The organism is Sphingobium bisphenolivorans (assembly GCF_000412635.1).
GTDB lineage: Bacteria > Pseudomonadota > Alphaproteobacteria > Sphingomonadales > Sphingomonadaceae > Sphingobium > Sphingobium bisphenolivorans.
In genome coordinates this window covers 1-25,892 of sequence record NZ_ASTG01000028.1, presented here as the reverse complement: position 1 = coordinate 25,892, position 25,892 = coordinate 1, and the positions used below count along the sequence as shown (strand labels likewise).

Genomic DNA, 25,892 nt, shown 5'->3' with positions numbered 1-25,892 from the left:
TCTGACTTGATCATTATGCTATAGCCCGTTCGATGGGACGCTTCCTAGCCCTCATACTCATGTGCCTCGTCTCACTATCGTTGATGGTGGGCGCGATTGCGCATGCTGCCGAACCCATCGGTTGCCTCGATTCGAATGTCGCGGCAGGTCTCGGTCATGCCGATGGCGATCGGGATGAGGTCCCATCTGACGACGGCAAGGCGACGCCGCACCATCACGGCGGTTGCCATGGCCACCAGATTGGCGAGCCTGTGAAGGACGGCTTCGTACCCGTAGTACATCTGCGGACCGCGTCGCCTGTGCTTGGGAACGCGACGAATCTGGTTTCCACTCTGACAGCTCCCGCGCACCGCCCTCCGAAAGCCTGACAATTCTAACCTGCTCCCTCTGGGGGCTTCTTCGGAATTGTCAGGAGTCTTTCGATCATGCACCGATCACTCGCGGCTTTGCTAGCCGCGACCGCTTGCGCGAGCATCGCGCAAGCTCAAACCGGGCCGCTGGCTGAGGCCAGGCCGGCGCAGCAACAAAGCAGGTCGCCCGCACTGACGGGGTCGGCTTTTACTGTTGACCGTGCTCTCGAACTCGCGGGCGCCGTATCGCCAGCGCTTGAGGCAGCCTCGGCGGACATCCGCGCGGCGGAAGCCGGACGCCAAGTTGCGGGCCTACGTCCCAATCCGAGCGTCACGGTCGAGGCTGAAAATGTCGCCGGCTCCGGCCAGTATCGCGGAACACAGAGCCTTGAAGCGACGACATCGCTTACGTTGCCGATCGAACTGGGCGGCAAGCGATCGGCGCGGATCGCCGTCGCCGACGCCCGGACGAACCGGGCGACGATACAGGCGGCGATCGCGCAAGCCGATCTCCGGCTCAGTGTCGTGCGCGCCTATGCGGAGGCCGCCTCGGCGGAGCGCCGACTTGTCACAGCCGAGGATCAGGCCCGGATTGCTGATGAAGCACTAAGAGCCGCCCGTGTGCGTGTGCAAGCGGGTCGTGCTTCGCCACTTGAAGCCGAGAGAGCGAACGTGGCGAGGGTCAACGCCGACGCTGCGCTGTTGCGTGAGGAACGGGCCGTCGCAGTCGCACGGTTCACCCTGTCACGCATTATCGGCCAGCCAATTTCGGGACCACTCGATGCAGACTGGTTCTCCCGAATCCCGGCGACCTATGGCCCGTTACGGCCGATAGAGAGCGCGGGCACGCTCGTGATGGCGGCAGCCAATGCCGATTTCACCATCGCCGATGCGGGTGTGCGGCTCGCCCGCTCGCAGCGCGTGCCGGATCTGACTCTTGGGGCCGGCGCTCGCCGGTTAGAGCAGACCAACGACACAGCGGCTATCTTCAGCATGTCGATCCCGATCCCGTTGTTCAACAACGGGCGCGCGGCCTTGAACCAAGCAACTGCTGAACGGCAGCGTGCCGATGCGCAGCGGCGTCTCACAGCGCTCGATGTCGATCAGGCCATCGCGCGCGCTCAAGCCGATGCCGCCAACGCAGCCACCAGCGCGGCAGCGGCCAGCGGTCCCGCACTCGCGGCGGCCGAAGAAGCCGCCCGCATAGCCCGCATCGGCTATCGGGAGGGGAAGTTCGGCCAGCTCGATTTGCTCGATGCCGAACGGACGCTCGCCGCGACGCGGGCGGCGGCTATCGACGCGCTGCTCTCCTACCACATCGCCCAGGCGCAGCTTGAGCGGCTTACCGCCCGCGCGCCGACCACACAGGGGGAATGATAATGAAAACCCGTACCATAGCGGCGTTGCCGCTTACGTTGGCCGCATTGCTGATGGCCGGATGCTCTGGCGGCGAGAAGACGGCTGATGATGCGCAGAATGCTGCCTCGGCCGCAGAAGAAGGTCATGCCGATGAAGAAGGCGAAATCGACCTTAGCGCCGATCAGATTCGCAAGGCTGGCATTGAGACAGTGCGCGTCATCCGCAGCGGCGGCGGCGCGTTGACCCTCCCGGCAACGATCGAAGGCGACCCACAAGGGATGCAGGTCGTTTCCGCCGCCATCGGCGGTCGTGTCGTCTCGCTCACCCGCAACCTGGGCCAGTCAGTCGGACGCGGGCAGACGCTCGCTATCATCGAAAGCCGCGAGGCGGCATCACTCAACGCCGAGATCGAGGCGGCGCGCGCGAGGCTGGCGCTGGCCGAAAGCAACCTTCGTCGTGAGCAGCGCCTGTTCAACGAGTGCGTGTCGCCCGAACAGGATCTGATCGCGGCACGCACGGCAGCCACCGAAGCGCGTATCGCGCTACGTCTCGCGCAGCAGCAGGTGTCGGCGGCGGGCGGCGGCGGAGGCGCGCTCAATCGCATCGCGATCAGCGCGCCCCTCTCGGGGCAGGTCGTCGCGCGCAGCGTGACGCTGGGTCAGACAGTCGCGGCCGATGCGGAACTGTTCCGTGTCGCCAATCTTGGGCGTGTCGCGGTCACGCTGGCCCTGTCGCCGACAGACGCCGGCAAGGTGCGACCTGGTTCGCAGATCGAAATCGTCTCGGGCGATCGCCGATCGGTGGCACGGGTCGATTTCGTCTCGCCCATCTTGGACGAAACCACGCGGCTCGCCAGCGTGATCGCGGTCATCGACAACCGCGCGGGCCAATGGCGTGTGGGCGAGCCGGTCACGGCGTCGATCCAGCTTCCCGGCGGCGGCCCGGCGGCGCTGCTTGTGCCGCAAAGCGCGGTGCAGACGGTCGAAGGCCGGTCCACCGTGTTCGTGCGCACCGATCATGGCTTTAGGGCCACCCCCATCACGCTCGGAAACCCAAGCGGCGACAATGTGGTCGTGACGTCGGGGCTCAAGGGCGACGAACAGCTCGCCGGCCCCAACAGCTTCACCCTCAAGGCTGAGCTCGGGAAGGGCGAAGCGGAGCATGGGCATTGATCATGATCGATCGCATCGTCACATTTTCCGTCGAGCGTCGCTGGTTCGTCCTGCTCATGACGCTCATCGCCGCGGCCATCGGAGGCTGGGCGCTTTCTCGCCTGCCGATCGACGCTGTTCCCGACATCACCAACAATCAGGTGCAGGTAAACATCAGCGCGCCGGCCCTTTCACCCGAGCTGGTCGAGAAGCAAATCGCCTTTCCGATCGAAACCGCGCTCGCCGGTGTTCCCGGTCTTGAATATACCCGCTCGCTTAGCCGCAACGGCTTTGCCCAGGTCACGGCCGTATTCACGGATTCGACCGACATCTACTTCGCCCGCCAGCAAGTGTCCGAGCGGCTGCGCGTCGCCGAGGAAAGCCTACCCGAAGGTGCGGTTCCAACCATGGGGCCGATCGCGACAGGCCTGGGCGAAGTCTATATGTGGACGGTCCATTTCATGCATCGGAAGGAGGACAAGCACAAGCCGGGCGAGCCCGGCATGCAACCCGATGGCAGCTACATCACGCCGGAGGGCGACCGTCTCGTCAGCGAGGCCGATCAGGCGACCTATCTGCGCACCACGCAGGATTGGATCGTCGCGCCGCTGCTCAAGAACACACCGGGCCTTGCCGGCGTCGACTCGATCGGCGGCTATGTGAAGCAGTTTCAGGTCATTCCCGATGTCCAGCGGCTTGCCGCCTTGGGGCTGAACCTGACCGACCTCGCCCGCGCACTTGAAGAGAATAATGTCGGCGTCGGTGCCGGCGTGGTCGATCGTGGTGGGGAGGGCCTGGCCGTCCGCTCCGATGCGCGCATCCGCAATGTCAGCGAGCTGGCCGGGACCGTCATCGCGACCCGCGAAGGCACGCCGATCCGGCTCGACCAGGTGGCGCAAGTGCGTCTCGGCCAAGCGATCCGCTACGGCTCCGCGTCTGAGAACGGCAAGGAGGTCGTGGTCGGGACCGCCATCATGCGGATCGGCGAGAACAGCCGCACGGTCGCCTCTGCGGTCGCGGAACGGATCGGCGAAATCAACGCCTCGCTGCCGACTGATGTGGTCATACAACCGGTGCTCGATCGCACTGCGCTGGTCAATTCAACGATCAAGACGGTGGCGAAGAATCTATCCGAAGGCGCGCTGCTCGTCATCGTCGTGCTGTTCGTCCTGCTCGGCAATTTCCGGGCGGCGCTGATCGCGGCGCTAGTCATTCCGATCACTATGGCCATGACCAGCTTCGGCATGTTGCAAGGCGGTGTCTCTGCCAATCTGATGAGCCTTGGCGCGTTGGACTTCGGTCTTATTGTCGATGGCGCGGTCATCATCGTTGAAAACGCGCTGCGGCGGATCGCCGAACGACAACATCACTATGGCCGCACGCTTGCGCTCGAGGAACGGCTGTCCGTCGTTGCTCAGGCCGCGCGCGAGATGATCCGCCCTTCCGTGTTCGGGCAGGCAATCATCATCCTCGTCTATGTGCCGCTGCTCACGCTCACAGGTGTTGAGGGCAAGACCTTCACGCCGATGGCGATGACAGTCATCATCGCACTCGTCTTCGCCTTCATCCTCTCACTGACCTTCGTGCCGGCCATGCTCGCCATCTGGCTGTCGAAGCCCGTCGAGGAAAAGGAAGGCCGGATCATGACGTGGCTCAAGCGCAAATATGAGCCGGGACTTGACCGCGCGATGAAGCGGCCGACGCTCACCATGGGCGTCGGTGTCGGCGCGTTTCTTGCCGCCATCCTCACCTTCTCGTTCCTAGGCCAGGAGTTTCTGCCCCAGCTCGACGAGGGCGATTTGACCGCCCAAGTGCTCCGCGTGCCGGGGACGTCAATCGATCAGAGTCAGGCGATGCAGTCGCGGATCGAGCGCGAGATCGGCAAGCTGCCCGAAGTGCGGTTCGTTTTCTCAAAAACGGGCACGGCGGAACTCGCCGCCGACCCCATGCCCCCTAACATTTCGGACACCTTCATCATCATGAAGCCACGCGACGAATGGCCGGACTCGGGGCTCAGCAAGACTGACTTGGTGGCGAAGGTCGAGAAGACGCTTGAAAGTCTACCGGGCGGTGCGTTCGAGATCACCCAGCCCATTCAGATGCGCTTCAACGAGCTAATCGCCGGCGTGCGCGGCGACCTCGCGGTGAAGGTGTTCGGCGACGACACCGACGCCATGAATTCGACAGCCAATGCCATTGCGGCCGTGTTGCGCAAGACGGAAGGCGCCGTTGACGTTCGGGTGGAGCAGACCGAGGGCCTGCCCATGCTCGACATTCAGCCGCGCCGCGACATCATGTCGAGGCTCGGTATCACCGCGCAGACTGTGCAGGACACGATCTCGGCTGCGATCGGTGGCCGAGATGCTGGTATGATCTTCGAGGGCGATCGGCGGTTCGCCGTCACCATCCGCCTGTCGGATGTGGCACGCGCCAATCTGCAAACGCTCGGTCAGGTCCCGGTACCGCTGCCGAACGGCGGGTTCGTGCCGCTTCAAAGCGTGGCCGACATCGGCGTCACCGATGGTCCCAACCAGATCAGCCGCGAGAACGGCAAGCGGCGTGTCGTGGTGCAGGCGAACGTGCGTGGCCGTGACGTAGCTGGCGTGGTTGCCGATGCGCAGGCCGCAATTGCGAGCGAGGTGCGTCTGCCTGCCGGGCAGTATCTCGATTGGGGCGGCCAGTTCGAGAACCTGCAATCAGCGACCGAGCGGCTGATGCTGGTGGTGCCGGGCTGTTTCGTGCTGATCATGCTCTTGCTTTACGGGGCACTCGGCAGCGTGCGCGACGCCGCGATCGTGTTCACCGGCGTGCCGCTGGCGCTGGTGGGGGGCGTGCTCGCCCTGTTCCTGCGAGGCATGCCCTTCTCGATCTCGGCGGCGGTCGGGTTCATCGCGTTGTCCGGCATCGCCGTCCTGAACGGGCTCGTCATGGTAACGTCGATCCAGGAACTGATGGCCCGAGGTATGGACCGATCGGAAGCAGCCTATGAAGGCGCGATGATGCGGTTACGCCCCGTGGTCATGACGGCACTGGTCGCGTCGCTCGGCTTCGTACCCATGGCGATCGCATCGGGTGCGGGCGCGGAAGTGCAAAAGCCACTGGCGACGGTTGTCATCGGGGGCCTCATCTCGGCGACCCTGCTGACCCTGTTCCTACTGCCGACGCTTTACGCCCGGTATGGGCGCAGGGAGATGGACATTCCAGCGCCCGACAAGCGGCCCGATGCACCGACGCCTGATCTCGCCGAGGCTCCGCTGTGAGCCTCGGCGGCCGTCGCATCCCCACAATGGGGATGCACGGTGTTCAGCGGCGGGCGGCTTTGCCGTCCGCCGCACTGGACACCAGCGGAAGGTCTATCCGGGCATGAAGGAAACAACCTCTTTCGCGCTGACCATCACCCCGATCCGGGCTTGGACCCATATCGTGGACCTACCCACGTTCGCGCTGTGGCATCCAAGTTATCGCTTTCGAGGAATCGCCGCGCCGGATGCCGACGTCAGCCTTACTTTCTCCCTGCTCAAGGGAGAGCTGCCGCTGACAGCCGAAGCTAAGATCATTGCCTACGAACGGGCTCACCGGCTCGCCTGGCAGACCGGCTTTGGTGGGATATTTGCCCTTCGCGAGGAATATGCATTCGCCGGAGCCGGCGCGCAGACACAGGTGCGCCATACGATCGCTGTGGAAGGGGTGCTTAGCCCGCTTGGCTATTTGGCGCGGCGCGGCCTGCGCAAAACCATGCAGGCTCAAGATGCGGCATTAATCCGCTATCTCACCAAGGAGGTGCGCGGCAACGGCCTCAGCGTGAATCGCCATCGCCGCCTGTTTCGCAAGACGCAGCTCGCGCGAAAGACGACCCAATGACTGACTTTGCTTCCTCGATCACGGACGCGGAGCGCCGCACGCTCTGGATTGTGCTGGTCCTCAACGCGGCGATCGCGCTTGCCTTTCTAATCGCCGGCGTCAGCGGCGATTCCAGCGCGCTGCTCGCCAATGGCCTCGACAACCTGTCGGACGCCGCCGTCTATGCGCTGAGCCTGATCGCGCTCAGCCGGGGCACGAAATGGAAGACCCGCGCCGCAGGTGTGTCGGGCGTCATGCTCCTGATCTTCGCCGGCGGCATCCTGCTCGATGTGGGGCGGCGATACCTTCAGGGAAGCGAGCCGATCGGCGGCACCATGATGGCGATGTCGGCGGTCGCGGCAGTCGTGAACTATATCTGCCTCCGGCTGCTGCAACGGCTGCGCAAGCCCGACGTCAATCTGCGCGCGGCGACCACATTCAGCTTCAACGATTTCATCTCGAACGGCGGGATTCTGGTCGCCGGACTACTCGTTTGGTGGCTGGGTTCCAACTGGCCCGATCTGCTGGTTGGCTTCCTCACCGCGATTATCGCCGTGAAGGGCGGCATCGAGATCCTGCGCGACACGCGAAAGGAAGCGCGTCAGGCCAAGGAAGAAACCCGATGAGCGCCAAAGTTATCGGTGGCCGCACAAAAATGGCGGGCCTCTTCGCTTCACCACAAAATCGCGCTCCGCGAAGGAGAACATCATGATCGAAAAACTTCGGCTCGATATTCCTGTCCTCCTCCCCGACGTTACGAACGCAGCCGACGCCTGTGTCAAAAGGCTCGTCGGCTCGTTGGAAGGACGTCCCGGTGTCGAACAGGCCCATGTGGTAGCGCCCGAAGCGGACGCTCCCGCAATGCTCTGCATCCACTTTGATCCCGAAGTGGTGTCGCTCTCGCGCATCCGTGAGCTAGCGCACGCTTCGGGCGCAGAAATTGGTGATCGCTTCGGACATGCGATCTGGCAGGTCGACGGCATGACCCATCAACGCCGCGCTCGCACGCTGGGCGATCGGCTGCGCGGCCTCCCCGGCGTCCTTGAGGCAGAGGCCAATGTGTCGGGTCTGGTGCGGGTGGAGTTCGATCGGTCGGCAACATCGCAAGAGTCGATTTTGAAGGCGCTGCGCGACGCTGGCGCTCGACCGACCTACGAGAAGGCTGCCAAGCTCGTGTCGACCGCGCCAGAGCGCGATTATGCAAAGGATCATGACCATCCTCCGGGGAAAAAGCATGACCATGATCACGGTCATGGCGGTCTGCTCGGGCCGAATACTGAACTGATCTTCGCGCTCGCCTGCGGCGCGGCGCTGGGCATCGGCTTTGCACTCGAAAAGCTGGTCGCCGGCGCACCAGACTGGCTGCCGTTCGTGCTCTACGTTGCCGCCTACGCGTTTGGCGGTTTCTACACGCTGCGCGAGGCGATCGAAAGCCTTCGCCTGAAACGATTCGAGATCGACACGCTGATGCTGGTGGCCGCCGCCGGTGCGGCGGCGCTGGGGGCATGGGCGGAAGGGGCGCTGCTGCTGTTCCTGTTCAGCCTTGGCCATGCGCTCGAACATTATGCCATGGGCCGCGCCAAGCGCGCGATCGAAGCGCTGGCGGAGCTGGCGCCGCGCACCGCGATGGTGCGGCGTCCCGACGGCGCCACGAGCGAGGTTCCAGTCGAGAACCTGAAGCTTGGCGATATTGTCATCGTGAAGCCCGATGAGCGGGTCGCCGCCGACGGCTTCATCGTTAAGGGCATAACCGCGATCAACCAGGCCCCCGTCACCGGCGAGAGCATGCCGGTCGATAAACGCCCCGTACAAGACGATGCGGCCGCCCGCCAAAATCCCGATAGCGTGGACGCGGCAAGCCGCGTTTTCGTCGGCACTATCAATGGCAGCGGGCTTGTTGAAATCGAAGTCACCCGCCTGTCCAACGAAAGCACACTTGCCAAGGTGGTGAAGCTGGTCAGCGAAGCCGAAACTCAGAAATCGCCGACACAACGCTTCACTGACCGTTTCGAGCGCTTCTTCGTGCCGGCGGTGCTGGTGCTCGCCTTTGTGTTGCTGTTCGCTTGGGTAGTGGTGGACGAACCTTTCCGCGACAGCTTCTACCGCGCCATGGCGGTGCTGGTAGCGGCGAGCCCCTGCGCGCTCGCCATCGCGACACCCAGCGCCGTTCTATCGGGGGTCGCACGCGCTGCGCGTGGCGGTGTCCTCATCAAGGGGGGCGCACCGCTCGAACTGCTCGGCTCGCTGGACGCGATCGCGTTTGATAAGACCGGCACGCTCACCAAGGGCGAGCCCCGGATACAAGAGATCATCACCGCCCCAGGGGTGACCAAGGAAGACCTCATGGCGGTCGCCGTAGCTGTCGAGAGCCTGAGCGATCATCCTCTCGCGCAGGCGATCGCGCGCGACGGCCGCGAGCATATTGGCGATAAGCCGATACCGCAGGCCGACAACCTCAAGAGCCTGACAGGTCGCGGCGTTTCGGCTCTCGTCGGCCAGGAGGAAGTCCTGATCGGCAAGGCGGAGATGTTCGGCGCCGACGGCATCGCGCCGCTGTCGGCCGAAATGACGGCCGCGATCGAGAGGCTCCGCGAAGGCGGGCAAACGAGCATGGTCGTGCGCCGCGACGACAAGGACATCGGCGCGATCGGCCTGCTCGACACGCCGCGCGAAGCGGCACGGACAGCGCTCGATGAGCTGCGCGCGATCGGCATCAAGCGAATGATTATGATTTCCGGTGATCACCAGCGCGCAGCCGATGCGATCGCCAGAAAAGTCGGAATTGATGAGGCATGGGGTGATCTTATGCCTGAAGACAAGGTAGACGCGATCAAGAAACTCCGTGCCGAAACCAAGGTCGCCATGGTGGGCGACGGTGTCAACGACGCACCTGCCATGGCGACGGCGACGGTCGGTATCGCCATGGGTGCTGCCGGGTCGGACGTCGCATTGGAAACGGCTGACGTTGCCCTTATGGCGGATGATCTTTCTCATTTGCCTTTCGCTGTCGGGCTCAGCCGGCGCACACGCTGGGTCATCCGTCAAAACGTCTTTGTGAGCCTTGGCGTGGTCGCCTTCCTCGTCCCCGCGACTATCTTCGGACTTGGCATTGGTCCCGCGGTCGCGATGCACGAGGGTTCGACATTGCTCGTCGTGTTCAATGCCCTCCGGCTGCTTGCCTACCGCGACCGCGCAGACGCGATCTCGTAGGCTAGATGGAGGTTGTTGACCGGATACAGCAATTTCCTGATAGTGATGGGAGCGGCGCGACACTGTCGGCCGATCCGCGGACCGGCTTCAACAGCCAAGCAACATATGGCTGAGGGAAGATCTATCCTCAGCCGGCTACCGCCCAGGGTTCTTTCTTAGACCAAGCGCGACGCCAAGTTTATTGGCGGCGTGGTCGGGGTCGTCGCAGTGCCGCGACTGAAGGAAACTGAATGCGGCGCGTAAGATCAGATCGACTGCTCGGCGGTTGGCATCGAATTTCCGATTGATGGCTTCGAGCTTCGCAGTTCCAGGCTCGCCTGACGGATGATTTGCGCACCCCCCCATAATCCCAAGGTCGCCATGATCCCTGCGACGATGATATCGGGAAATGCCGATCCCGTACCAAAAACGCCTAGCGCCGCGAACAGTACGGCGACATTGCCGATGGCATCATTGCGCGAACAAATCCAGACCGAGCGCATGTTCGCATCTCCGCTGCGGAAGCGATACAGCATGAGGGCGACGCCGCCGTTGGCCAGAAGAGCAACGAAACCGACGATACCCATCACCTCGGCATGAGGCACGGTGCCCTGTGAGACGGCCCAAAGCGCGCTCAGCAACACGTACAATCCAAAGCCGAAGATCGTCGCGCCTTTGACCAGCGCGGCACGGGCTCGCCAGCCAAGCGCGAGCCCGGCCACGCCAAGGCTGATCGCATAGTTCGCGGCATCGCCGAGGAAGTCGAGCGCATCTGCCTGCAACGCCTTGGAGCCCCCCAATATGCCGGCGGCCAGTTCTGCTGCGAACATCAGAGCATTGACGGCGAGCGCGATCCACAGCGCGCGCCGCCAGGCGGGGCTGTTTGTGGGGCCGCCTTTGTCAGCTGCGCAGCTGGAACATGCCATCGGTCGGGCTCTCGCATTCTTAGGACGGCCCTCTATATGCACCCTATAGCAACTACAGGGTCAAGAGGATTTCTGATGCAGATTGGTGAACTGGCCCGAACTACCGCGACGAAGGTCGAGACTATCCGCTTCTATGAAAAAATCGGGCTTCTTCCGGAGCCGGGCCGTACCTCTGGAAATTACCGCGACTATGGAGCGGCGCACCTCGCACGGCTTTCCTTCATTCGAAGGGCCCGCGACCTCGGATTCACGCTGGACCAGGTGCGCGAGCTGCTCACTTTGTCCGACGATCGTAGTCGGTCGTGTAGCGCAGTCGACACGGTTGCCCGGGCCCACCTTGCGCAGATCGACCAAAAGATCGCCGATCTTCGTGCGCTACGCCGGGAGCTCGACGAATTGATCGGCCAATGCAGCCAGGGTGCGATTTCCGATTGCCGGATTATCGAAGCGCTCGGTCCTTCGGCCCAGAACGGGCATTGACCCTGTAGCGACTAGAGGGTGCAGAATTCCGCTGCGACTCGCTGCGGAGACAATCGATGAGCGACTGTGGATGTGAAACGGACACCGCCCGCGCCGGAACAGATCCCGGCTACAAGCGTGCCTTGTGGATTGTTGTAATCCTCAATCTGGGATTTGGAATCTGCGAGCTTGTGGGCGGCTTTGTCGCAGGCTCTCAAGCTCTCAAGGCGGATTCGCTGGACTTCATCGGCGACGGATCGATCACCCTGGTGGGCCTTGTCGCGCTTGGTTGGTCTGCCGTGGCCAGGAGTCGGACCGCACTTATTCAGGGCCTGTTCCTCGCCACACTTGGGCTCGGCGTGATCGCGTCGGCGCTTTGGCGCATATTCAACGCCGTGCCGCCCGAAGCCGATCTGATGGGCGGGCTTGGCATTATTGCGCTCATCGTCAACGTGTCTGCCGCGCTGATCCTCGCCCGTTTCCGCGATCAGGGCGATGCCACCTCGCGGGCAATCTGGCTGTTCTCGCGCAATGATGCACTGGCCAATGTTGCGGTCATCGCGGCGGCGGCGTTAGTGGCGTGGACCGGGCAGGCATGGCCCGATCTGCTCGTCGCGGGAGTTATCGCACTGCTCTTCTTGCACTCCGCCTATGACATCATCCGCGATGCCCGTAAGGAGATGACGGAGCATGGCAGGCGGGTCGTGCAGTGAACGCGCGTGCTTACACCCCGCCGCTTGGAAAGGGCAGAACTGCCGATTACGACCGCGCGATCCGGCTCTGGACGCGCGAGACGCTCTGGCGCCGGGCTATGCTTGAGGAATTGGCAGCCCGGCCGGGCGAAACAATTCTCGACGTCGGCTGCGGTACTGGCAGTTTCGCTGTCAAGCTCAAGGCTTCCCAGCCCGCTGTGCGCGTGATCGGTATCGATCCCGATGAAGAGGCGCTGACCATTGCGCGCGCAAAGGCGGATGTTGCGGGCCTGAACGTTGAGTGGGAGCAGGGCTTCGCCCGCGATCTCGGCGTCAGAAGCGCCGATGCGATCGTGTCGAGCCTGATGTTCCACCAAGTCCCGATGACGGAGAAGCGGGCCGGCCTGAGCGCAATGTTTGCGGCAGTGCGACCCGGCGGACGGATCGTTATTGCCGATTATGGCCGGCAAAAAGGGTTGATGCGGGTGCTGTTCCGCCTGACTATTCAGCGGCTCGACGGTGTCGCCGATACCCAGCCCAATGCGGATGGGATCCTGCCCGAATTGGTCAAAGCTGCGGGCTTTCGCAAGGTGCGCGACGTCGCACGCTTCGACACCGTCACCGGCACGATCGGCCTTATCGTGGCGAGCCGGCCTGACTGAGATCGAGGCGAGGGTGATGGATCTGGCAGGAGAACAGCGGCAAATCCGGAAACGATCGGCGCTGGCGCTCCTGCTTTGCGGGGCGGTTTCGGCCGGGAGTGTGCTGCTTCTTCCAGAGGTTGTGTCCTTTCCGGAAGCGCTTGCCGAGCGTCTCGCCTTCGCAATCCAAGCCAGCAGCATCCATTTCCTGCTCGTGCTGGTGGCGGTGCGGCTTGTTTCGAGCGGACGCTATCGTTCGGAGGCCGACATTGGCGGTGCGGCCAAAAGCACGCCCAGCCCGGCGCTAGCGATCAAGGTCGCCTTCCTGCAAAATACGCTCGAGCAGTCCTTTCTGGGGGTCGGCGCCCATTTGCTCCTTGGTTCGATCGCGCAGGGCCGATGGCTGGGACTGTTGATTGCCTCGCCTGTGCTTTTCGTCATCGGCCGCGTGAGTTTCTATCGCTGTTATTCCAGGGGCGCTGGCGCCCGCGCCTTCGGGATGGCGACGACCGCGCTGGCTACGGTCACCTGCTATTCGGTCGCTGCGGTGTTGATCGCCGCTCGGCTATTTGGCGGGTGATGCTCGCGATCCGGCCGCCGCCGAACTGCGGCCGCTGAACCAGAAGCCGGCGGCAAGCACTACGATGGCGGTGACCTGCGCGAGCACGCTCTCCCTGGTCGGAAAGAGACCCAGTATCTCGATACGTGGCACGTCCACCAGCGGCCTCACGCCGAGGATACCGGCCTCCTGCAAACCGGCGATGCCCTTGCCGGCGAGTACGACGGCAAGGATCGCGATCAGGACCGAGCTCCAGGAGAAGAACTGGGTGATCGGCAGGCGAGCGCTGTAACGCAACATCATCCACGCGACGAGGGCGAGCAGACCCGCTGCGGCGCCTGCGCCTGCGAGCATCGCTGCGCCATTCCCTTCGGCCCAGAGAGCCGCGTAGAACAGGATCGTTTCGAAGACCTCCCGGTAGACGACGACGAACGATAGCAGGAACAAGAACCAACCCGAGCGGCGGGAGAGGGCGGCGCTGACCTTCGCCTTCACATAGCGTTGCCATGCTTCGGCATTGCTCTTGCCATGCATCCAGATGCCGACGCTGAGCAGGATTATCGCAGCGAAGAGGGAACCGAAGCCCTCGGTCAGTTCCCGCGATGCGCCGCTCACGGTAATGAAGTAGGTTGCCGCGAACCAGGTCGCGACACCGGCTGCGAGGGCGACCACCCATCCGCCGTGAACATAGCCGAGGACGTCCGGTCGATCAGTTTTCTTCAGAAAGGCGATCATCGCAACGACGATCAGAAGCGCTTCGAGCCCCTCGCGCAACAATACGCCGAACGCCCCCAGGAAGCTGGATGCTCCACTTGCTCGTTCCGGCGCCAGTACGGCCTCGGCCTCCGCAAAAAGATTGGCGAGGGAACGGTTCGCCGCTTCCACCTCGGCCGTAGGGCGCCCTTGCCCGATGGCCGCGCGAAGCTGCGCCATCCCTGTCTCGATCCGCGCCATGAGCGCAGCGTCGCGTGCGGACAGCACCGGCTCAACCGGCTCGAAGCCGTCGAGATAGGCCGAAAGAGCCAATTCGGCCGCGGCTTTGCGATCGCCGGCCCGATAGGCGGTCAAGCTTTCGGCGAGGCGTTCGCGCGTAAGCGCAAGCGAGCCGTCGGGACGAGCGGTGACGGCATCCGGATGTCGGCGCAGAAAGGCCGTGAGCATCGCAGCGTTTTTGGGGCCGAGGTCGCGGGCCAAGGCGGCCGGTGTCGTCCCGACCAGAGCCGCAAGATTGGGATATTTTGAACGTATGTCGGCGCGCTCCCGCCAAAGACGCTCGCCTTCGCTGGCGGCAGCGTCAGGATAGGCGAAATGGCCGGCATAGAATGCCAGGGCCCAGCGGTCTGCTTCCGGTAGCGCCTCGAAGCTCTGCATGGCGGTGCCGTCCAGACCCTGGCTGATGACTTGGTAGAGACCGAAGAGGCTGCGCTGGTCGGCACGTTCCTTGTCGGTGAAGGCGATGGGTGGCGGATCGAGCTTGGCCGCATCCCGCCCGCGCCCGTCGCCGTTCACGCCATGACAGCTCGCGCAATTTTCGGCGTACAGCTTAGCGGCCCGGTTTAGATCGGGGGGAGTGCCCGGTGCTAGCGGCACCGGATAGGCCGCCAGGAGTGCCGAGGCGAGAAGATGCGATTGCTCGGCGACGACCGCGGGTGCTGATTTCGCGGCGATCGCGCTTCGCAGCGTGGCCGATCGGCGGAGAAGGTCTGCCTTCGCCGGCTTTGCTGGCAGGGCCTTGAGCCGTGTCTCGACCTGTGCCGCGAACTCGGTCATTTCCCCATATTCGGCCGAGCTTATCACTTTCCCGTCAGCGACAGCCCCGGCGTAATCCACCCCGATATAATCGAGCAGCCGCCAGCTGGTCTGAACGTCCGCATCGCTCGCCAATGCTCGTCCTGGGAGCGAGACCATCACCAGGGCCAGTGCGAATGCAAAAAGATGCGCTGCCCGGCGCCAGTTGAGGGCAAGAGCGGCGAAAATGGCGGCAGGCGATCGAGGATACATTTGCGAGTCTCTGATAAGAATTGTTCGCAACTTGCACCCTGTAGTAGCTAGAGGGTCAAGTGGTATCAACGGGCGCGGCAGCGCGTCCAACACCCCGGCATGCTTGGTCGTTCATGAGCGTGATCCGACGGCGCGCGCAATGAAGCTCGAGGTTCCATGACGGGGCATCCGGCAAGGGCAAAAAAGCTGGAACTGGTAAGGGGTAGCTGCGTCGCGCATGATCGTGGCTCGGCATGATGTGCGCTTACGTCGTTGGCTGAGCTGCGGCCCAATTATGGTCTTGGGAAACTTGACTCAATTCGGCATCAGGCAGAGAATGCGGACATGAGACAAGCGCACAAATTTGCGCTGATCTTAGGCGTCCTTCTCGGCCTGTTTGGACAGATAGCCACAGTTGCCGCAAGTCCCGCTGTGGCAACCGCCATAAGCGAGAACGCGGCAGCAACGATGCCCATGGACTGTGTCGGGATGACGCAGGACGATGGCGAGAAACCACTCCTCTGCCAGGGGATGACGCTCGCTTGCCTGGCAGGTATGGGGTGTCTCCCCTTATATGCGCTCGAGAGCCGGGGACCCCTCGCGGCTGAAATAGTGAGCGCGGATGTGCTTGTTGTCTTTCCATGTTATCCGGCGCTACACGGACGGTCGGCCCCGCCGGAACAGCATCCACCCGACACCTTGGCCTGACAACTCGCCAGGCGAACCCTCCCAAGCGCTGGACGGCCATAGGCTGCCCAGCCCCTCGGAGCCAGTTTGCCCACGGCACCTTCAGTCCGAGGAGAGAAATCATGAAGACCTTGATATTCACCGCCGCCGCGGCCGCATTCACAGTGCTCGTCGCCACCCCGGTTCCGGCATTGGCGCAGGCTGATGTCGAGAAACCGGCCACCGTCAAATGCGAGTGGCAACCCCAAGCTCCTGGTCCGCGTGCACCGTTGAGTGCGAGGGTCTGCAAGAAGGTTGGCGACCAACGCGACCAGTGGACTGGCAAAGGCGGACCGGAATGCGATCCGGCCTATACCGGCAAGACCGGTCGCTATGTGTGGCGGATGCGGCCGCAATATGGTCCGCGCGCGCCGTTGCAGGGACCGGTCCGCGTTTGGGTCGACGGGAGCGATGTCTGCTGAGGCCGTGAAGTGATGGCGAGGGGCTAACTTGCCCTCGCCATCGATCATGGATCTGACGAAACATTTGCCTGTCCCAACTGTCGGAACTCTTCGGGAGGCGCTTCCACAGTGCCTCCCGACGCCTCATCGAATTATTTGTTGCTGATGCTGGTGACCTCGCCGGCATTGCCGTCGAGCTTCAGCTCGAAATTCACCTGATCGCCGACTTTCAGGCTGTCGATCATGGTCGCAGCGATGCCGCTCATGACCTCCACGCGGGGGCCGGACCCGAAGAGTATGGAGTTCGGCGTACAGAAGGCGTCGCCCAGGCGGAATTTAGCGAGCCGCAGATAATGTAGTGATCAGCGGGCACCCGAAATGGTCGCCGGAATTGCAGGCCCGCACGGTGTCGGCAAGGACCCGCTCCATGCGCTTCAAATCCGCGATCCGCGCGCGAATCTGCGTCAGATGCAAGGTCGCGATTTCGCGGGCATCGTCGCATGAGACATCATCGGCGGTGGCAATGCCGAGCAGCGCGCGAATCTCGTCGAGCGTGAAGCCCAGCTCCCGCGCGCGCCGAACGAAATGCAACCGCGCCACGTCCGCAGGGCCGAAGCTCCGATACCGGCCCCGCCGCGCCGCCTCGGGCAGGAGCCCGATCCGCTCATAATAGCGGATCGTCTCGATATTGCAGCGCGTGCGCCGCGACAGTTCCCCGATTGCGATAGTCTCCGATGTCGCCATTTGCTGCTCGAAATTGGGGGTTGAGTCTGTAGTGGCTACAGACGGTAGGATGCGATTCCGTTGATCACAAGGAGTCGCCCATCATGTCCGAACCGCCTGAGCTGCGCCGTTCTTTGGGAGCGGAGGGTGCTGCTCTTCTCACGGTCGGTGGAATCGCGGCGGCCTTCGGCGTGGCGTCCTGCTGTGCGCTGCCGATATTGCTCACCACCGCCGGCCTGGGCGCCGGATGGCTCGGCGGCATTGCCTTGGCGGCCAGCCCGTATCGGACGCTCCTGCTGTGCTTGAGCGCGCTCTTCCTGATCGGCGGCGCGATCATGCTCTGGCGGCAGCAGCGCATGGCGATGACCTGCGGACCCGGGGGCGTCTGCACACCGCCTGCCGTGCGCGCGGTCCTTCTCATCGGCTTGCTGCTGGGCGTGACGCTCCTCTGGCTTGGCTATTCCTATGTCTGAGGGTGTTTTCGTTCCTCAATCGGTCCTCACCTGTCCGCTGTGCGGCACGACGAAGACGGAGACGATGCCGACGAACGCCTGCCAGTTTTTCTATGATTGCACCGGTTGCGGAGCAGTCTTGCGGCCGAAGTCCGGCGATTGCTGCGTATTCTGCTCCTACGGGACCGTGCCGTGCCCACCGATTCAACTCGCCGGGCCGGACGCCTCCTGCTGCACCTGACAATCGTTGGCCATGGCGGGCCGCCGGCATTCCGGCGACCCGCCCGGAGCAGGTCTGGAACCGATTACTGCTTTGCGATCGCGGTCACCTCGCCGGCATTGCCGTCGAGCTTCAGTTCGAAATTCACCTCATCGCCCGCTTTCACGCTGTCGATGAGCGCCGGCGCGGCCTTGAACGCCATCGTCATCGCCGGCCAGTTGGCCTCGGCGATCGGGCCATGGTCGAGCGTGATCGTTCCGGCGGCCTTGTCGACGGCCGTCACTTTGCCGGTGCCCTTGGCCATCTTGGCTGTGGGGGACATCGCCATATTGCCCATGTCGCCAGCCATCGCGTTGGTTTCGGTAGCCGCCGGTGCCGCCGTATTCGTCGCTGCCGCCTCATTGGTCTCGGTCTTCGAGCCACAGGCAGCAAGGGTAGCGGTCAGGGCCAGGACGGACAGAGCGTGAACTTTCATTGCAGGTTCCTTTCGTGGTGCTTCATTGGGATAGAGGGTTGAGAAGACCGCCGCCTCAGAAGCAGATAGGCGGCGGGGATGACGAACATGGAGAGAAGCGGCGCGGTCAGCATGCCGCCGACCATGGGCGCGGCGATCCGACTCATGACTTCCGAGCCGGCGCCAGAACCAACAAGGATCGGCAAAAGCCCCGCGATAATGACGGCGACGGTCATCGCCTTGGGCCGGACCCTGAGCAGCGCGCCTTCGCGCACCGCTTCTGCAATATCTTCGTGCGACGGCCTCTCGCCCCGCGCCTCAAGGGCATCCCTGAGATAGATCAGCATCACGACGCCGAACTCGGCGGCCACGCCGGCAAGCGCAATGAACCCGACGCCAGTCGCGACCGACTGGTGATAGCCGAGCAGGTAGAGGATCCAGAAACCGCCGGTGAGCGCGAAGGGGAGCGTGCCCATGATGAGCACTGCCTCGTCGAGCCGCCGGAAGATGAGGTACAGCAGCAGGAAGATGATCGCGAGCGTCGCCGGCACGACGATCTTCAGCCGGTCGATCGCGCGCGCGAGATATTCGAATTGGCCCGAATAGGCGAGGCTGACACCCGACGAGAGCTTGACCTCGCGGGCCACCGCATTCTGCAGATCATCGACCACGGAGGCGAGATCGCGTCCCCGGACGTCGACATAGACCCAGGTCGATGGCCGTCCGTTCTCGGTCTTCAGCATCGGCGGTCCGTCGCTGATCGCGATCTGCGCGACGCTGCCCAGCGTGATTTGCTGGCCCGATGGCGTGAGCACCGGAAGAGCGCGCAGTGCGTCCGGACTGTCGCGCAACTCGCGCGGGTAGCGGACATTGATGGGATAGCGCGCCAGCCCCTCGACGGTTTGGCCGACATTCTCGCCGCCGATCGCGCCCGCGACGATCGCCTGGACATCGGAGATGTTGAGGCCATATCGCGCGGCGGCGATCCGATCGATCTGCACATCGACATAACGCCCGCCGGTCAGCCGCTCGGCGAGTGCGGAGCTTACTCCGGGCACTCCCTTCGCGACCCGTTCCACCTCGCGCGCGATATGGTCGATGGCGGCAAGATCCGACCCAGAGACCTTGACCCCGATCGGGCTCTTGATGCCGGTCGCCAGCATGTCGATCCGGTTGCGGATGGGCGGCACCCAGATGTTGGCGAGGCCGGGTACTTTCACGGTGCGGTCGAGCTCTTCGACCAGCTTCTCCGGGGTCATGCCGGGCCGCCATTGCTCGCGCGGCTTGAAGCGGATCGTCGTCTCGAACATTTCGAGCGGGGCGGGGTCGGTCGCGCTCTCCGCGCGCCCCGCTTTCCCGAACACGCTCTGGACTTCAGGCATCGACTTGATCATGCGATCGGTCTGCTGGAGCAGCTCCGAGGCCTTGGCGGCAGAGAGCCCCGGCAGGGCCGAGGGCATGTAGAGAAGATCGCCCTCGTTCATCGCCGGCAGGAATTCGCCGCCGAGCCGGGACAGCGGCCAAGCGGTCGTCAGGAAGACCAGCCCCGCGAGGACGAGGGTCGCCTTGGGTTTCTTCAACACCCAGTCGATGGCGGGACGATAGGCCCGCGTCAGCGCGCGGTTGACCGGATTGGCCTGCTCGGAAGGAATCTTGCCCCGGATGAGCCAGCCCATCAGCACCGGAACCAGCGTCACGGACAGGATCGCCGCGGCCGCCATGGTGTAGGTCTTGGTGAACGCGAGCGGCGCGAAGAGACGCCCTTCCTGTGCTTCCAAAGTGAAGACGGGCACGAAGGACAGGGTGATGATGAGGAGCGAGAAGAAGAGCGCGGGACCCACCTCGCGCGCCGCGTCGGTGATCACGGTCCAGCGCGCCGCCCCGGCCAGCTCTTCACCGGGATGGTCATGCTCCCATTGCTCGATCCGCTTGTGGGCGTTCTCGATCATCACGATCGCGGCGTCGACCATGGCGCCGATCGCGATCGCGATCCCGCCCAAGGACATGATGTTGGCGTTGACGCCCTGGAAATGCATCACGATGAAGGCGGCGAGGACGCCAAGCGGCAGCGTGACGATGGCGACAAGTGCCGAGCGCACGTGCCAGAGGAACAGCGCGCAGACGATCGCCACAACCACGAACTCTTCGGCAAGTTTGTGCGTGAGGTTCTCAATGGCGGCATCGATGAGGTGGGAGCGGTCATAGGTGGGCACGATCGCGACGCCGTGCGGCAGGCTCTTCTTTAAGAGCTCGAGCTTGTCCTGCACCGCCTGGATAGTGGCACGTGCGTCTGATCCCGAACGCAGGATGACGACTCCGCCCGCCACTTCGCCGTCGCCGTCGAGCTCGGCGATACCGCGGCGCATTTCGGGGCCAAGCTGGATGGTCGCGACGTCGCCGAGCGTTACCGGCACGCCGCCGGCCGCAGTGCGCAGCGGTATGGCGCGGAAGTCGTCGAGCGACTGCAGATAGCCCGAAGCGCGCACCATATATTCGGCCTCGCCCAGCTCGAGGACCGAGCCTCCGGTTTCCTGGTTGGCCTGCCCGATCGCCGCGACGGCCTGCGCGTGGGTGATGCCGTAACCGGCAAGCTTCACCGGATCGAGCACGACCTGATATTGCTTGACCATGCCGCCGATGCTGGCGACTTCGGCCACCCCCGGCAGGCTCTTGAGCTCGTAGCGGAGGAACCAGTCCTGGAGCGACCGCAGCTGCGCGAGGTCGTGTCCGCCGGTCCGATCGACCAGCGCATATTGATAGACCCACCCCACCCCGGTGGCGTCGGGGCCGATCGCGCTGCGCGCGGTGTCAGGCAAGCGGCCCTGGACCTGGTTGAGATATTCAAGGACGCGCGAGCGCGCCCAATAAAGGTCGGTCCCATCGGCGAAAATGACATAGACGAAGCTGTCGCCGAAGAAGGAATAGCCGCGCACGGTCTTCGCCCCGGGCACCGACAGCATCGTCGTCGCGAGCGGGTAGGTGATCTGATTTTCGACGATCTGGGGGGCTTGGCCCGGATAGCTCGTGCGGATGATGACCTGCGTGTCCGAGAGGTCGGGCAGGGCGTCGATCGGCGTGCTGCGCAAGGCAAGGAGTCCGCCGAGGACGAGCGCCAGGGCGCCGAGCACTACGAACAGGCGGTTGTTCGCCGACCAGTCGATGAGACGGCCGATCATCGCGCCGCCTCGCGGCTGAGCGTGCGAACGATGGGGCCTTCCGCCGCTTGGTCGAAGCCGAAGACGACGCGGTCGCCCTTTTTGAACCCCCGCGCGTGCGCCGGGCTCCCCAGCTTGAACGTCATCGTCATCGCCGGCCATTTGAGGGCGGGGACAGGAGCGTGACTGAGGGTAATCCGGTCGCCCGCGATGCTCTCGATCCGCCCGTTCGTACGATAGGCGCCGGTCGAAGGTGCTTCTGCTCGCGGCGTGGCGGCTGGCCCACTGATCGGGCGCGCTTCGATGCCGGAGAGGTTGGCCTCGGAATCGATCAGGAACTGGCCGGAAGCGACAATCTTCTCCCCCTCGGCAAGGCCGGCAAGGATTTCGGTCTGGCCTCCTGCTTCTGCACCGGTCTGCACCTCGGCAGGGCGGTAGCGCCCTTGCGGCAGCGCCAGCATGACGAGCGCGCGCTTGCCGGTGCGGATGATGGCTTCCGAGGGCACGAGCAGCGCCGAGCGGGCAGCGCGGCCGAGATCGACCGAGGCGAACATGCCGGGGCGCAGGCGCCCGGCTCGATTGGGAAGTTCGATCCGCACGGTGAGCGTCCGGCTTTCGGCGGCGACGCTTGGGAGAATCGCGGCAATCCGGCCCATGAAGCGTTCGCCGGGATAGGCGGCGAGGGTCGCGGTCGCGCTCTGCCCCGGCCGGAGCCTCCCGGCCATCGCCTCCGGCACTGCGGCATTCAGCCACACCGTACCCAGCCCGTTCACCTCTGCGAGTGTCTGGCCGCTCGCGACCGTCATCCCGGCCCGGACGCCGAGCGTCTTGATGGTGCCGCCGGTTGGCGCCGAGATCGTCACCACATTATGCGGTCGCCCGCTCCGCTCGACTGCTGCGACCGTACCCGCAGGCATGCCGAGCAGCAGGAGGCGCTGACGGGCCGCGTGAGCGAGGCCTGCATCGCCGATCCTTCGCACGGCCAGATATTCCGCCTGCGCGCCCGCCCATTCCGGCACCAGGATATCGGCGAGCGGTGCGCCTGCCCCGATCACATCGCCGGGCGCGCGCGCGTAGACCCGTTGGACGAAGCCACCGGTTCGCGCCTGGACGATGGCGACGTCGCGCTCGTTGAACTCGATCGTACCGGTCGCCGTGAGGCTCGATCCCAGTGTCCCGGTCCGCGCTTCCGCGATGCGCAGGCCAAGCGATTGGGTGCGCGCCGGATCGATCGCCACGCCGGTCTCGCCACTCGCTGCCTCGTCGGCATATTTGGGTACAAGCTCCATATCCATGAACGGCGACTTGCCCGGCTTGTCGAAATGCTGGCTCGGGACCATCGGGTCGTACCAGTAGAGGATCTTGCGCCCGCCCTGCGCCGTTGCGGCCGGTGGATCTTCATGGCGCCAAGTCGCCAGGCCATAGCCGAGGGCTCCCGCCGCCAGTGCGAGCGCCGCGGCCGCCGTGCCAAGCTGCGCGCGCGAGGTCATGTCGAATTTCATTCGCTGTTCCCCCCAAAGGTGAGGACGAGCCGCACGGCATCGCGCGCGAATTCGGCCTCCCTGTCGAGCAATTGCAGCTCGCTGTCGGCGAGCATGGTCTGGGCCTCGATCACGTCGAGCAGCCCGGCGCGTCCGGCGGCATAGCTCGCGGTCTCGAGGTTCGCGCGGCTACGCGCGAGCGGCAGCAGCGTGTCGCGGGCGCGCATCCACTGCTCATGGTGCATGGCATGGTCGGCAAGGCCGGCTTCGAGATCGGCGAGAAGGGACCGGCGCATGTCTTCCTGCTCGGCAAGCGCCGCAGCGGCGGTCGCCGCGCTGGCGGCGATCATCGGGTCCTGCCGCCGTTTGGCAAAAAGCGGCAGGCTGACAGTGACGCCGGCCGAAACCATGTCACCATAGCGATCCGCCCGGCGCTGATAGGCGACGTCGAAGCCCCAGTCGGGGCGCTTGTCGGCCCGGGCGATCCCGACGTCCGCCTCGGCCTGGGCGACCCGGGCACCGGCGGCGCCGAGATCGGGGTGGGTGGTTATGGCGGCGCGCAGGGCTGCGGCGTCGATAGTAAGCGCAGGGATATTACCGACCACCTCAGGCGCGGGCTCGCCGGTCCAGCGCGAGAGGATCGCGCGTTGGCGCGCCACTGCGGCGGCGAGCTCGCTCCGGCGGTCTTCCAGCACCGCGAGTGCTTGCCGCACCTGCAGCGTCTGTGCGGGGCGCGCGGTGCCGGAGGCGACGCCGCTCTTTGCCGCGGAGGGAAGGGGGGCGAGCTTGGAAAGTATGCCGTCGAGAGCGGCAAGACGCCGTTCCGCATAGGCGAGATCGATCCATGCCAGCGCGGTTGCGACCTCGACGCGGCGGCGTTCGGACAAAAGTGTCGCCTCGGCAGCTTCGACATCGGTTCGCGCCCGGCTCGTCCGAGCATGGCGCTTGGCGGCGTTGGGAACATCCTGAGAGATACCCACTCGCGCCATCGTCATGCTGTCTTCGACGAAGCTCCCAGCTGGCGGGCCCGATACGGGGAAATTGTCGATACCGAGCCCGAGCTTGGGATCGGGGAGCTGCCCTGCCGCCGGCAGTGCGGAGCGGCGCGCATCGACCTCCAACCCCTTGGCACGGAGCGACGGAGCTTGCGCCTCCGCTCGCGCAAGCGCCTCCTCGAAGCGGAGCGGCCCGGCGAGGGCTGGAGTCGGTAGCGCCAATAGCGGCACGGCGAGGAAAAGGGTGCGCATGAACATCTCCCGTTCGGGGGTTCCCGGCGCGGATCACAAGGCTGCCAACACGGCGCCGACGCGGGGGCTTGATGTCCCGCGCCGGCGCCGCGCGCCTGGCTCTGCTTTTCTGATCTGACGGCCGGGACCCGAGCTTAGCCGGCTGTAGGCTTGTCGCGGCCGTGATGCATCATGCCCATGCATTCATCCGCGCTCATCTTCATCATGTCGCAGTCGCAGTTCGCCATCTGGGCATGATCCGCGACCCAGACGCGCTGCCGGACCGGGCCGGTCGCACGCGGGCCGTATTGCGGCACCGATCGCCATTCATAATGGCCTTGGGTCGAGCTATGCGAGGCATCCGCCCAAGCAGGGGCGGCGACGCTCAGGGCGGCCGCCATAGCAGCCAGAATCATCTTCTTGTTCATCACGAATATCCTTGTCTGAATTGAAAGAGGTCACGGCGCCGCGCGGGAAAGCGCGCGTAAGCAATGGTTCAATCAGCCAAGGTTCGTGGGAGGATCCGGATCAGGACCGAAGGACTTCCCGGCCAGGACGGCGTTGGTCGGCCAGAAGCCGAGGGCGCCATGAATACGCGGCGTGGCAATATCGCCCGCAAGATCAGCGGCGGCCAATGGAACAACGCACCCCATGGCGGCAATGCAGTCGAGTGTAAGGCCCTTGCACGGCTTTTTCTCGGGCGCGGGCTGCTGCTTGGCCATCATGGCCATGCAGTCCGAATCCATCGCCATCGCCTTGGGCGCGCTCATCGCCATCGGAACGCTTCGCGCAGCCGCCATCTGGCCTCCGAAGAGACCCAACAGTGCTCCGACAAGGAGCAGCGAGGCGAAAAAGCGTTTCACGAAGATTGTTTCTAGCAAAAGCCCCTTAGGGAACCAAATGAAGATTAGCGTTAATGGCGAGCGAATACGCGTTGGCCCGAAGGTCCGAACGCAACCACGACATAAGGCTGCGCCCGCTGACCAGTCACTTCCATGCCGGGCGAGCCGATCGGCATCCCTGAAACCGCAAGGCCACTTACGCCGCGGGGACGCTGCGCCAGGAGCCGCTTCATGTCGGCGATCGGCACATGGCCCTCGAAGACCAGACCATCGATCACCGCGGTGTGGCAGGAGGACAGCTGTTGCGGGACGCCCCGCGCGCGCTGGAAGGCTGCGCGTGAGCGATCATCCACGATGGTTACAGGGCGCCGGAACTGCGCGCGGACCTGCTCAGTCCATTTCTGGCAGCATCCGCATCCGGGGTCACGGTGCACCAGAATGGGCGCCGCAGCGGTCGCTGCGTTCGCGATGAACATTGCAGTGAGCGCCGCGATCGATTGCTTTCTCAAGTCACCGTCCTCCAAACCTCAGCCCGGTCCCTGCGCGTGATTGCCATGCTCGTACACATCTCCTGGGTATACGCACCAGGAAGACGGAGCCCTCACATCTGCTCCAAAATTTCGCCGGTCGCACATTGACGGCCTTTTTCTAATGTCAGGGCGACCGTTTGGTTTGCGCGGCCGACGTCGAGGACGTGTTTCTGGTATATGAGGTCGCGAACCCCTGACCTCATTGTGGAATTCGCCGAGCTCCGATTCAGGTGTAGAGAGATCCGCGCCGACGAGCCTAATGGCTGCGCACACTACGTATATCGAGCTTGGACCAAGGACCATAGTCCTGACGACGAAGACCAGATCTTCCCCTCGAGAATCGAGCGGCAATATTCAACATTCTTCCAAGGAGTCGAGTATGACGAAGTTTCTCTCGATTGTGGCCATGAGCTTGCTCTCAATCGGTTCGACCGCGAACGCGCAGGTTCGCACGAATACGAATCCGGTCGCCCAGGCACACGTTGCGGCCGAGACGGCCAAGCATGCCAAGCAGGCCCAGTCGGCCCGAAGCTGCG

The 25,892-nt window shown here is 64.2% G+C and carries 25 protein-coding genes; 13 read left to right on the top strand and 12 right to left on the bottom strand.

Annotation, left to right across the window (positions count from 1 at the left end; translation table 11 throughout):
* Positions 1 to 74: 74 nt before the first annotated feature.
* Positions 75 to 281 carry a hypothetical protein gene (locus tag L858_RS0117270; RefSeq protein ID WP_022684351.1) on the bottom strand — a complete coding sequence of 69 codons (207 nt, stop codon included), beginning with the start codon at positions 279 to 281 and terminating at the stop codon, positions 75 to 77.
* Between the two features lie 144 nt (positions 282 to 425).
* Between L858_RS0117270 and L858_RS0117265 the strand changes: the two genes are divergently transcribed.
* From L858_RS0117265 to L858_RS0117240, 6 genes are all read left to right on the top strand, one after another.
* Positions 426 to 1,727 (top strand): TolC family protein, encoded by a 1,302-nt coding sequence (locus L858_RS0117265; protein ID WP_022684350.1) that lies wholly within the window; start codon positions 426 to 428, stop codon positions 1,725 to 1,727.
* Positions 1,728 to 1,729: 2 nt separating this feature from the next.
* Complete coding sequence (locus L858_RS0117260; protein WP_022684349.1) at positions 1,730 to 2,881, top strand: efflux RND transporter periplasmic adaptor subunit; 1,152 nt, start codon at positions 1,730 to 1,732, stop codon at positions 2,879 to 2,881.
* A 2-nt stretch (positions 2,882 to 2,883) separates the two neighbouring features.
* The gene (locus tag L858_RS0117255; RefSeq protein ID WP_037504907.1) at positions 2,884 to 6,120 is read left to right on the top strand and encodes an efflux RND transporter permease subunit; all 3,237 of its coding nucleotides are present in this window, start codon (positions 2,884 to 2,886) and stop codon (positions 6,118 to 6,120) included.
* 103 nt (positions 6,121 to 6,223) lie between these two features.
* Complete coding sequence (locus L858_RS0117250; RefSeq protein WP_022684347.1) at positions 6,224 to 6,721, top strand: SRPBCC family protein; 498 nt, start codon at positions 6,224 to 6,226, stop codon at positions 6,719 to 6,721.
* Positions 6,718 to 7,326 carry a cation diffusion facilitator family transporter gene (locus L858_RS0117245; protein WP_022684346.1) on the top strand — a complete coding sequence of 203 codons (609 nt, stop codon included), beginning with the start codon at positions 6,718 to 6,720 and terminating at the stop codon, positions 7,324 to 7,326. Before L858_RS0117250 ends, L858_RS0117245 begins: the two co-directional genes overlap by 4 nt.
* 82 nt (positions 7,327 to 7,408) lie before the next feature.
* Positions 7,409 to 9,910 carry a heavy metal translocating P-type ATPase gene (locus L858_RS0117240; protein WP_022684345.1) on the top strand — a complete coding sequence of 834 codons (2,502 nt, stop codon included), beginning with the start codon at positions 7,409 to 7,411 and terminating at the stop codon, positions 9,908 to 9,910.
* Between the two features lie 245 nt (positions 9,911 to 10,155).
* Here the strand turns inward: L858_RS0117240 and L858_RS20530 are convergent, their stop codons facing one another.
* Entirely contained in the window at positions 10,156 to 10,815 is a 660-nt protein-coding gene (locus L858_RS20530; RefSeq protein WP_022684344.1) for a cation efflux transmembrane domain-containing protein, read from the bottom strand.
* A 75-nt stretch (positions 10,816 to 10,890) separates the two neighbouring features.
* Between L858_RS20530 and L858_RS0117230 the strand changes: the two genes are divergently transcribed.
* Genes L858_RS0117230 through L858_RS0117215 form a run of 4 tightly spaced genes read left to right on the top strand, consistent with a single transcriptional unit; the run spans position 10,891 to position 13,187 of the window.
* On the top strand, positions 10,891 to 11,295 hold the full coding sequence (locus tag L858_RS0117230; RefSeq protein ID WP_022684343.1) for a MerR family transcriptional regulator: 405 nt from the start codon (positions 10,891 to 10,893) through the stop codon (positions 11,293 to 11,295).
* Between the two features lie 56 nt (positions 11,296 to 11,351).
* Entirely contained in the window at positions 11,352 to 11,987 is a 636-nt protein-coding gene (locus tag L858_RS0117225) for a cation diffusion facilitator family transporter (protein WP_022684342.1), read from the top strand.
* Entirely contained in the window at positions 11,984 to 12,628 is a 645-nt protein-coding gene (locus L858_RS0117220) for a class I SAM-dependent methyltransferase (protein ID WP_022684341.1), read from the top strand. Before L858_RS0117225 ends, L858_RS0117220 begins: the two co-directional genes overlap by 4 nt.
* Positions 12,629 to 12,644: 16 nt before the next feature.
* The gene (locus L858_RS0117215) at positions 12,645 to 13,187 is read left to right on the top strand and encodes an MAPEG family protein (RefSeq protein WP_022684340.1); all 543 of its coding nucleotides are present in this window, start codon (positions 12,645 to 12,647) and stop codon (positions 13,185 to 13,187) included.
* On the opposite strand, the gene L858_RS0117210 is transcribed toward L858_RS0117215, so the two are convergent.
* Positions 13,173 to 15,074: a cytochrome c/FTR1 family iron permease gene (locus tag L858_RS0117210; RefSeq protein WP_051132676.1), complete on the bottom strand. Its 1,902-nt coding sequence runs from the start codon at positions 15,072 to 15,074 to the stop codon at positions 13,173 to 13,175. The genes L858_RS0117215 and L858_RS0117210 overlap by 15 nt on opposite strands.
* 881 nt (positions 15,075 to 15,955) lie before the next feature.
* On the opposite strand from L858_RS0117210, the gene L858_RS0117200 reads away from it, so the two are divergent.
* Entirely contained in the window at positions 15,956 to 16,294 is a 339-nt protein-coding gene (locus tag L858_RS0117200) for a hypothetical protein (RefSeq protein ID WP_022684337.1), read from the top strand.
* Positions 16,295 to 16,425: 131 nt separating this feature from the next.
* On the opposite strand, the gene L858_RS22345 is transcribed toward L858_RS0117200, so the two are convergent.
* Together L858_RS22345 and L858_RS0117190 are read right to left on the bottom strand one after the other, a co-directional pair.
* Positions 16,426 to 16,539 carry a copper-binding protein gene (locus L858_RS22345; RefSeq protein WP_022684336.1) on the bottom strand — a complete coding sequence of 38 codons (114 nt, stop codon included), beginning with the start codon at positions 16,537 to 16,539 and terminating at the stop codon, positions 16,426 to 16,428.
* 70 nt (positions 16,540 to 16,609) lie between these two features.
* The gene (locus tag L858_RS0117190; RefSeq protein ID WP_022684335.1) at positions 16,610 to 17,017 is read right to left on the bottom strand and encodes a MerR family transcriptional regulator; all 408 of its coding nucleotides are present in this window, start codon (positions 17,015 to 17,017) and stop codon (positions 16,610 to 16,612) included.
* Positions 17,018 to 17,100: 83 nt separating this feature from the next.
* On the opposite strand from L858_RS0117190, the gene L858_RS0117185 reads away from it, so the two are divergent.
* Both L858_RS0117185 and L858_RS22455 read left to right on the top strand, forming a co-directional pair.
* The gene (locus L858_RS0117185) at positions 17,101 to 17,469 is read left to right on the top strand and encodes a mercuric transporter MerT family protein (protein ID WP_022684334.1); all 369 of its coding nucleotides are present in this window, start codon (positions 17,101 to 17,103) and stop codon (positions 17,467 to 17,469) included.
* Entirely contained in the window at positions 17,462 to 17,689 is a 228-nt protein-coding gene (locus tag L858_RS22455; RefSeq protein WP_081643388.1) for a GDCCVxC domain-containing (seleno)protein, read from the top strand. Before L858_RS0117185 ends, L858_RS22455 begins: the two co-directional genes overlap by 8 nt.
* A gap of 64 nt (positions 17,690 to 17,753) precedes the next feature.
* Here the strand turns inward: L858_RS22455 and L858_RS0117180 are convergent, their stop codons facing one another.
* The 7 genes from L858_RS0117180 to L858_RS0117145 all read right to left on the bottom strand — a co-directional run bounded on the left by L858_RS0117180 (position 17,754) and on the right by L858_RS0117145 (position 25,335).
* A complete protein-coding gene (locus L858_RS0117180; RefSeq protein WP_022684333.1) occupies positions 17,754 to 18,143 on the bottom strand; it encodes a copper-binding protein in 390 nt (129 codons plus the stop codon).
* Positions 18,140 to 21,298, bottom strand: a complete 3,159-nt coding sequence (locus L858_RS0117175; protein WP_022684332.1) for an efflux RND transporter permease subunit — start codon at positions 21,296 to 21,298, stop codon at positions 18,140 to 18,142. Before L858_RS0117175 ends, L858_RS0117180 begins: the two co-directional genes overlap by 4 nt.
* Entirely contained in the window at positions 21,295 to 22,779 is a 1,485-nt protein-coding gene (locus L858_RS0117170; protein ID WP_022684331.1) for an efflux RND transporter periplasmic adaptor subunit, read from the bottom strand. Before L858_RS0117170 ends, L858_RS0117175 begins: the two co-directional genes overlap by 4 nt.
* Positions 22,776 to 24,005, bottom strand: a complete 1,230-nt coding sequence (locus L858_RS0117165) for a TolC family protein (RefSeq protein ID WP_028056251.1) — start codon at positions 24,003 to 24,005, stop codon at positions 22,776 to 22,778. Before L858_RS0117165 ends, L858_RS0117170 begins: the two co-directional genes overlap by 4 nt.
* A 134-nt stretch (positions 24,006 to 24,139) precedes the next feature.
* Positions 24,140 to 24,412, bottom strand: coding sequence for a hypothetical protein (locus L858_RS0117155; RefSeq protein WP_022684328.1), 273 nt, complete (start codon positions 24,410 to 24,412; stop codon positions 24,140 to 24,142).
* A gap of 72 nt (positions 24,413 to 24,484) precedes the next feature.
* On the bottom strand, positions 24,485 to 24,760 hold the full coding sequence (locus L858_RS0117150) for a hypothetical protein (protein WP_238320179.1): 276 nt from the start codon (positions 24,758 to 24,760) through the stop codon (positions 24,485 to 24,487).
* A gap of 137 nt (positions 24,761 to 24,897) precedes the next feature.
* Positions 24,898 to 25,335, bottom strand: coding sequence for a DUF411 domain-containing protein (locus L858_RS0117145; RefSeq protein ID WP_028056249.1), 438 nt, complete (start codon positions 25,333 to 25,335; stop codon positions 24,898 to 24,900).
* Positions 25,336 to 25,892 lie beyond the last annotated feature (557 nt).